Source organism: Candidatus Atribacteria bacterium (genome assembly GCA_011056645.1).
GTDB classification, from domain to species: Bacteria; Atribacterota; Phoenicimicrobiia; order Phoenicimicrobiales; family Phoenicimicrobiaceae; genus Sediminicultor; species Sediminicultor quartus.
The window spans coordinates 1-8,314 of record DSEL01000007.1 but is presented as its reverse complement, the minus strand read 5'-3'; the positions used below and the strand labels follow the sequence as shown (position 1 = coordinate 8,314).

The 8,314-nt window shown below is 34.7% G+C and carries 8 protein-coding genes; all 8 read left to right on the top strand.

All coding sequences use genetic code 11. The features are described 5' to 3' along the window. On the top strand, positions 1 to 320 hold a 320-nt coding region (locus ENO17_00230; GenBank protein HER23482.1), incomplete at its 5' end, for a cupin domain-containing protein. Between the two features lie 60 nt (positions 321 to 380). Further along, positions 381 to 1,346 (top strand): creatininase family protein, encoded by a 966-nt coding sequence (locus ENO17_00225; protein HER23481.1) that lies wholly within the window; start codon positions 381 to 383, stop codon positions 1,344 to 1,346. 177 nt (positions 1,347 to 1,523) lie between these two features. Beyond that, the gene (locus ENO17_00220; protein ID HER23480.1) at positions 1,524 to 2,546 is read left to right on the top strand and encodes a DctP family TRAP transporter solute-binding subunit; all 1,023 of its coding nucleotides are present in this window, start codon (positions 1,524 to 1,526) and stop codon (positions 2,544 to 2,546) included. A gap of 128 nt (positions 2,547 to 2,674) precedes the next feature. Continuing rightward, on the top strand, positions 2,675 to 3,163 hold the full coding sequence (locus tag ENO17_00215; GenBank protein HER23479.1) for a TRAP transporter small permease: 489 nt from the start codon (positions 2,675 to 2,677) through the stop codon (positions 3,161 to 3,163). Between the two features lie 56 nt (positions 3,164 to 3,219). After that, the gene (locus ENO17_00210; protein HER23478.1) at positions 3,220 to 4,500 is read left to right on the top strand and encodes a TRAP transporter large permease; all 1,281 of its coding nucleotides are present in this window, start codon (positions 3,220 to 3,222) and stop codon (positions 4,498 to 4,500) included. Between the two features lie 50 nt (positions 4,501 to 4,550). Continuing rightward, entirely contained in the window at positions 4,551 to 5,582 is a 1,032-nt protein-coding gene (locus ENO17_00205; protein ID HER23477.1) for a hypothetical protein, read from the top strand. A 215-nt stretch (positions 5,583 to 5,797) separates the two neighbouring features. Then, positions 5,798 to 6,838: a DctP family TRAP transporter solute-binding subunit gene (locus ENO17_00200; protein ID HER23476.1), complete on the top strand. Its 1,041-nt coding sequence runs from the start codon at positions 5,798 to 5,800 to the stop codon at positions 6,836 to 6,838. Positions 6,839 to 7,019: 181 nt separating this feature from the next. After that, the gene (locus tag ENO17_00195; GenBank protein HER23475.1) at positions 7,020 to 8,297 is read left to right on the top strand and encodes an amidohydrolase family protein; all 1,278 of its coding nucleotides are present in this window, start codon (positions 7,020 to 7,022) and stop codon (positions 8,295 to 8,297) included. The last annotated feature ends 17 nt before the right edge of the window (positions 8,298 to 8,314 follow it).

The window sequence follows — 8,314 nt, the reverse complement described above, 5'->3', positions numbered from 1 at the left end:
GAGAAAGAAGAGAACCGCCCAGAACTTCATGGATATTAGTTTCGGAAAAAACCGTCGGTTCAAAAAATCTTGCTATGGGAGTCAACGAGACTTATCCAGGAGGTATGGTTCCGGAACACAAACACGATGTCCAAGAGGAAGTGATGTATTTTGTAGCAGGAGAAGGTAAATTTGTTACCGAAGATGAGGAAATTGATCTTTACCCGGGTACTGTTATATTTAATCCTCCTGGGAAATCCCATAAAATCTTAAACACAGGGGATGAAGTACTGCGATTTGTCTGGATTTATTCTCCCCAATTGCCCAGTCATAGAAAGTAAGACAGGGAATGTAATATTATAAAATCAATACTTAGATAAAAGAAAGAAGGAGTAAAAAGGATGAGTAAATGGAATTTACCTCCTCAGGGAGGTCATATGGAAAAACCGGATAAGATTTATTATCAGACCATGACCAAGAAAGATGTGGAAGAAAGACTCAAGAAAAACGATATTCTGCTTATTCCTTTAGGTTCCACAGAGAATCATGGTGATGCCCAACCCTATGGTGAAGATACCTTTATTGTAACACGCATGGCAGAAATGATTGCCCAGAAGACCGGATGTACTGTTGCAGAACCTGTTTGGTATGCCTCACATCCTTTTTCACATTTAGGGCAAAAAGGAACCGTTCCAATACCTGATGAAGTTAACTCTGCTTACATTAGGTCAATAATATCGGGGTATTGGAATACTGGATTTCGAAAACAAGTCATTATGAGTAGTCATGGGCAGGAATACATTATCCCATCTGCCATTCAAGAATGGGGGAAAAAGTATCAAGTACCAGCAGTTATTATCTTTCTTGATGTCCCGAAAATTATGGGAGAAGGATTGAAGGATAAAGCCCATGGCGGTGAATTTGAAACGGTATTTCGCCATGGCGATGAAGCAGAAAATTCCATCTGTTTGGCCCTTTTTCCGGAATTTGTACAAATGGAAAATGCGGTAGATACAAAAACCTGGGGATTCTTACCGGAAGGGCATATAGATAAAGGAGGCGATATTTACAATTATCCAATTCCTGGCCAAAGTCACATTGGTGGTGGCGGTATTGAGTGCATTATCTACCCCGAAGGAGTTTTAGGCAAACCTTCTCTTGCTAAAGCAGAAAAAGCGTATAGAGCCATAGAAACATACTTAGATTATGTCGTTAAATTGCATGATGATATCTTAGAGAAATTTCCCCCGGGAGTTTTACCGGAAGCTAAATACATGACTCAACGAGATAAAGAAGAAATAGATAAATTGTTAAAAGGACCTTCAGACGGTGGAAAACATATCTATACGATTGCCTGGCCGTCATAATCCTAAAATAGATTATTTCTTAATTGGTCGATGATTTTCGAGTTCTTTGAGAAATGAAAGATTATTTAAGGAGGTGATCCATGTAATAAAATAGTATTTGTGAACTGATGGTAATAAAATAAAAAAATCCTAAATGGAGGTATAATAATGTTTAGTAAAAAATCAATCTTATTATCAATGGCGATATTAATAGTATTTAGTTGCTTAGTATTCTCGACTTCTTACGCAGCTGATCAACCTATAATATTAAAGCTTGCCCATGCCGATGCTACCGATATCTTTACTTCAAGGAAGCATGCTCAATGTTTGACATTTGCAAATTTAGTCAATGCCAGAGCTGGCGGAAGAATTGAAGTACAGGTCTATGGTGCCGGAGCTCTTGGTGCTGAGCGCGAGTATGTAGAAGCTATTATGGCAGGAACAGTGCAGGCAGGGATTGCATCAGGTGTAATGGGTGGATTTTTACCCGAAGCAATGGTAACAGATATTCCCTATCTCTTTCCTTCAGCTACCATTGCTTGGAGAGTTTTAGATGGACCATTCGGAGAAAAGCTATCTGCTCTGTTATTAGAGAAAACCGGGCTTCGCAATTTAGCTTTTGCTGAAGTAGGATTCAGACATTTTACCAATGATGTAAGACCAATACATACACCCGCAGACATGAAAGGATTAAAGATTAGGGTACAGGAAAATCCTCTTTTTGTAAATATGGTAAATGGCTTAGGTGCTAATCCTACTCCTATAGCCTGGACTGAATGTTATACTGCTTTACAGAGTGGGGTTGTTGATGGGGAAGAAAATCCAATTTCTACTATCAATTTTGCAAAATTCCAGGAAGTGCAGAAATATTTAACTCTAGACGGGCATGTATATGGTGTGGACTGGTTTGTCATGAATAACAAATTCTTTGAAAGTTTGCCCGATGATTTGAAATATATTATCGTCGATTGTGCCAAAATTTCTTCGGGAGTTGGCCGTGGTCTTCAACAATTGAATTCTTCTGTTGTAGGATTACAGACACTTAAGGAAGCTGGTATGGAAATCTATGCACCCACTGAAGAAGAAATGGCTCTATTTAAAAAAGCAGCGCAAGGCCCGGTTATTGATTGGTTAAAGACTAAAATTGATATTGAGTTAATCAATGAAGCAATGAAAACTGTAGATAAAACCGTGGAAGACCTGAAATCTCAAATTCAATAAGCAGCTTATAACAACTGGATTTGTAGCTAAATTCTAACCCGAGTAAACAGATGCCCTATTATGATGAATAAATTTCCTTTTGAGAATAAAAATAGGGCATCTGTATTAATAAAAAAGGAAATATAATTATGTTTTTAAAAATTGTTAATAAAATCTACAGTGTTGTAAAGATTATTGAAGAAAATTTAGTTATTATTTTATTAGCTATTATGGTCAGTAATGTTGCAATAGGTGTTTTTTATCGTTATATTTTAAATAATTCACTATCATGGACCGAAGAATTAGCAAGATATTTGATGGTATGGTTTGCCTATATCGGGATGGCTATGGCTTTCAGAGATGAAAGTCATGTCAACGTTAGTTTTCTTGTGAATTATTTTCCATTAATTTATCAACATATTATTAAGATCGTTTCTTACTTACTCGTTTTATTTTTTTTAATAACACTCTTTACCCAATCATTAAGTGTGTTTAGAATTGTGAAAATCCAGACGTCTCCTTCGGTACAAATACCTATGATATATCCATATCTGTCTGTAACATTCGGCGCTCTTTTAATGGCAATTGAAGTTGTTTATATAATTTTTAAAAATATTTGCGCAGTAATAAAAAAATAGCATTTAAGAAACAGGAATAAATAATTCAATTTGAATAATATTTTAGGAGAAAATAAATGGTATTTGGTATTGTAGTTTTTATAGTATGTTTATTGATAGGGATTCCGATTGCATTTTGTCTTGGTATTTCCAGTATAGCTATATTATATACCAATCATGTCCCGTTCATGGTCATTGCCCAGAGGATGTTTACAGGTATCGATGTATTTCCTTTTATGGCTATTCCTTTCTTTGTATTGGCCGGAGAATTAATGAATAAATCCGGGATAACTACCAGACTAGTAAAATTTTCAGATCTTTTTGTTGGCCATATCAAGGGTGGTTTGTCCCATATTAATGTAGTTACAAATATGTTTCTTGCTGGTATAAGCGGTTCGGCAGTAGCTGATGCATCAGCCATTGGTTCAATGATGATTCCTGCCATGAAAGAAAGAGGATTTGATATTGATTTTAGTGCCGCTATTACTGCTGCATCTTCTGTAGTCGGACCTGTTATCCCTCCCAGTATACCGATGGTCATTTTTGCTTTATTATCCGGTCAATCTGTGGCAGCGTTATTTATAGCAGGTATGTTGCCGGGTATTTTGGTGGGTTTGTCATTATTAGCTTTATCTTACTTCATTTCGGTAAAGAGGAATTACCCTAAAAGAGAAGAGAAAATAGGATGGCAAGAATTTATCATGTGTTGCATCCATGCCATTGTTCCATTATTGATGCCTTTAATCATTTTAGGCGGGATTCTTTCGGGAATATTTACCGCCACTGAGGCTTCTGCTGTGGCGGTTGTTTATGCATTAATTATCGGCTTCTTGGTATATCGTACTCTAAAAATAAAAGATTTATGTAATGCATTTATAGATACTGCCAAAACTACTGGTGTAGTTTTTTTGGTTATAGCATGTGCAAATATATTTAACTGGTTGCTGTCTGTTGAACAAATTCCACAATTAATGGCTAGTATTTTTAATGATTATATTTCCACCCCATTTATGTTTCTATTGATATTGAATATTTTACTTTTATTTTTAGGAACATTTATGGAAGGAACCGCAGCAATGATTATTACAGTCCCAATCTTTTTACCGATTGCAGTATCATACGGAATCCATCCGGTTATGTTTGGAATCATTGTGGTTTTAAACTTAATGATAGGCCTAATTACTCCACCGGTTGGTTTATGTTTATATGTATCTTGTGGTATTGCAAAGATATCATTAGAAAGGATATCTGTAGCAATTATACCATTTTTAATTGTTGAGATAATGACACTTTTAATAGTAACCTATGTGCCTTTTCTGACCTTATGGTTACCTAATCTATTGGGTTATATAAGATAATCATAAATGTATTCAATTAGTTTAAAATTATTTTTTGGAGGCATAATAATATGAAAGCTTTAGTTAAATACAGCGAAGAACCTAGTGCTTATGAAGTAAGAGAGGTAGATGTTCCTAAGGTCGGAGCATGTGATATCTTAGTGCAAATGAAAGCAACGGCTATTTGTGGTACTGATATCTCACTTCTGGAGAACAGATATAAGGGGAAGAAACCTGTTCCTATCCCCATCATTCCAGGCCATGAAGGAGTGGGAGTCATTGCAGATATCGGTAAGGAAGTAAAAGACTTTAAAGTCGACGAAAGAGTAGCTTTTGAGGCTTTACAAGGTTGTGGACATTGCCTTGATTGTAAGTTAGGGAATAAAAATATGTGCCAGTATTGGGAACATTTAGGACTTACCTGTGATGGTACCTTTGCAGAATATATTCTTGTTCCGCAAGAATTAGTTCATAAATTACCCGATAATATTTCTTTTAGAAATGCTTCATGCTTGGAGCCTATGGGCTTAACTGTTAGATCATTAGCAAATGTTAAACCTGTTTTAGGAGAAACAGCTGTTATTATTGGGCCCGGAAAAATCGGACTTTTCCATTTGCAAGCTTTAAAAGCTTCAGGAATTTCAGAAATATTTGTTATCGGTCTTGATAAAGATAAAACAAGATTTGAAATTGCAAAAAAATTAGGAGCCAGTATTATTGTCAATGGAAGTAAAGAAGATCCTATTAAGAAAGTCATGGAATTGACCAAGGGAAGAGGCGTAGATATTGTCATTGAAACTGCTAATTCGCCAAAATGTTTTTCCATGGCCATTGATTTAGCTGCTCCAAAAGCACGGGTTTCTACCTTTGGTCTTTATCCTGAAGCTACAATAGCCCCCTTAAGCGTCATAAGAAAAGGATTAACCATTTGTGGCGATGTGGCGCTTTTAACGAAACATTTTTTGAGAGCAATACGTTGGGTGGAAATCAATAAGGTTCTAGCTGAACCAGTTATTACCAGGAGTTTTTCCTTAGAACAAGCAGAGGAAGCTATTAGAGTCTTTAAAGAAGGAAATGAGGGGGCAATCATATTTGAAAATTGATTTGTTATTTTGTAATAAACAATGCTATAAGTAATTATTCTCTTTGCGCTAAACTTCTAATTTTAAGAAGGGGGGTGTATGTACTTTTCAATATTAATGACAAAATATTAATTATTGCTATTAATCTTGGAAATAAAAGAAAGGGATGTAATTAGATAGTTATACAGTTAAGAAATAGGTATAAAAAGAAAATAGAAATAAGGGGGCTTGTTGTTATGAAAAAAATAAATTCTTTAATTAGATATTTTGCTCTTCTTTTTATCATTTTTTTATTGCTACAACTTGGAGCAAGTGCAGTAAACGCTGAAAGTGAGTATGTGTTAAAGATTGCCCATTCAAGTGCAATAGATGTGTATAAAGCTCATCAACATGCTATTGCAATGACTTTTAAACAACTCGTAGAAAGTAGAAGTGGAGATAGAATAGAGGTTAGAGTATTTGGTGCTGGTGCTGTTGGTGGTGAACGCGAATATGTTGAAGCAATTATGACAGGGACGATGGAAGCCGGTTTAGCATCAGGTGTAGTAGGAAGTTTCTTTCCTTCTGCAATGATTACAGATATCCCATATCTTTTTCCTGATGTGCAAGTAGCATATAGAGTTTTAGATGGTCCTTTTGGAGACAAGTTATCACAACTACTATTAGAACAGACGGGTTTGAAAAATATGGGATTCTCTGAGATAGGGTATAGGAATTTTACTAATAGTGTAAGGCCTATACATACTCCTGAAGATATGAAAGGATTAAAAATTAGAGTACAAGAAAGTCCTTTATTTCTTACAATGGTAGAAGCGTTAGGTGCGAATCCTACTCCAATTGCCTGGACTGAAACTTATACTGCTTTACAAAGTGGTATCGTTGATGGCCAGGAAAATCCAGTGGGAACAATAATTTTTGCTAATTTTGCAGAGGTACAGGATTATTTGACTTTAGACGGACATGTTTATGGAGTTAATTGGTTCCTTATAAATAATGATTTTTTTGAAAGATTACCTTCTGATTTACAAAAGATAGTACAAGATGCAGCTTTAATTGCCAACTTGGTTGGGCGTGGAGTTTCACAACTAAACGCAGCTATGGGGATTAATACTTTAAAGGAAGCGGGAATGGAAGTCTATGCTCTTAGCCCTGATGAAAAAGATTTATTTAAAAAAGCCACACAGGGGCCTGTCATTGAGTGGTTAAAGACCAAAATCAATATTGATCTAATTAATGAGGCATTAGAAGCTGTAGATAAAGTGGTTGAAGAAAATTAATTTTTAATAAAACAAAAGAGATTGTTGGAAAGATAAATTCCTATTAAGATAAAAAAATATTAAATAACCAGATGCCCTTCCTCCTAAATACAATATTTAGAATGGGCATCTGGTAAGCTAATTATAAATAAAGAAAAAGAAATAAATATAAATTATATTACAAAATTAATGTGTGTTTATTATGTTATCAGTTCATGGGGAGAGAAAAATTTTGAATCATCAAAAACAAGCTAAATTAATAAAAGCCGGAATATTCATCGATGGAAAAAGTTTTGAGCCAAAAGAAAATATACATATATTAATCCAAAATGACAAAATCCAAAGAATTTCTAAAGCAAAAAAGACTGTTATACCTAAAAATATAGAGGTATCAGATTTAAGCGATAAAACAGTTATGCCTGGTTTGATTGATGCACATATGCATTTCTTTGGAGTACCAAGTTTGGATGTGAAGGAAAAATTTACTGAAACAAAGGAGTCAAGAATTTTAAGAGCCTTATGTGAGGCAGGGAAAATGTTAAAAGCAGGTATTACTTCAGCATGTTGTCAAGGTTCTTCAATTTCTCCTGTATTAAGAAAGTTGATAGATGTAGGATATATCAAAGGGCCACGTATTATTTGTGCTGGAGAATTTATTTGTTCCACAGGAGGGACATGGGATTATTTTGATATTCCTATAGATATTGTTAACAAATCAGGCATATTTGCAGACGGTGTTGATGAGCTTCGTAAAAAAGTTAGAGAACGTATTCGTCAAGGCGCAAATATTATTAAAATTGGACTTTCTAAGGGACATATTTATGATAGTAACCATATTTGGGGAGATAACCCTTGTATGACAGTAGCAGCCTATAGTGCTGAGGAAGTTAGAGCAGTTGTGGAAGAAGCTCATTTAAATGGATTAAAAGTATCAGCACATTGCATCGGAGATATATCTGTTCAACTTGCACTTAATAACGGAATAGACTTAATAAATCATGGTTACGGCATTAATGAAGAAACTAGAAATAAAATATTAAAAACAAAAAAAATGATTGTAAGCACTATATCGCAAATTTATTTCCATATCAAAGCTGAAAAAAAGTATAATTATTCCTTAAAACGAAAAGAAATATATAGAATTCATTGGGAAACCATGAAAAGAGATTTTAAAAAAAATATAGAGAAGGGAATTAAATATGCTTTAGGTTCAGATTTGGTAGGATATCCTACTCATCCTCAAGATCAATTTGCGAAGGAATTTGAATTAGCGGTTAAGTGGGGAATGAAACCAATGCAGGCTATTATATCGGGAACAAAAAACAGCGCCGAAGCCATAGGGATTGATAAAATAACTGGTACAATCGAACCCAACAAAGCGGCTGATATCATAGCCTTTAAAGGAAATCCTTTAGATGATATTAAAGTTTTGCAAAATATAGATTTTGTCATGAAAAATGGACAAGTTCTATATAGTTAGTTCGAAATATTTTTAAT

Bases quoted from the DNA above. Each gene is read 5' to 3' on its own strand.
- ENO17_00195 (HER23475.1), top strand. From the start codon at position 7,020: ATGTTATCAGTTCATGGGGAGAGAAAAATTTTGAATCATCAAAAACAA.
- ENO17_00210 (HER23478.1), top strand. From the start codon at position 3,220: ATGGTATTTGGTATTGTAGTTTTTATAGTATGTTTATTGATAGGGATT.
- ENO17_00200 (HER23476.1), top strand. From the start codon at position 5,798: ATGAAAAAAATAAATTCTTTAATTAGATATTTTGCTCTTCTTTTTATC.
- ENO17_00220 (HER23480.1), top strand. From the start codon at position 1,524: ATGGCGATATTAATAGTATTTAGTTGCTTAGTATTCTCGACTTCTTAC.
- ENO17_00205 (HER23477.1), top strand. From the start codon at position 4,551: ATGAAAGCTTTAGTTAAATACAGCGAAGAACCTAGTGCTTATGAAGTA.
- ENO17_00225 (HER23481.1), top strand. From the start codon at position 381: ATGAGTAAATGGAATTTACCTCCTCAGGGAGGTCATATGGAAAAACCG.
- ENO17_00215 (HER23479.1), top strand. From the start codon at position 2,675: ATGTTTTTAAAAATTGTTAATAAAATCTACAGTGTTGTAAAGATTATT.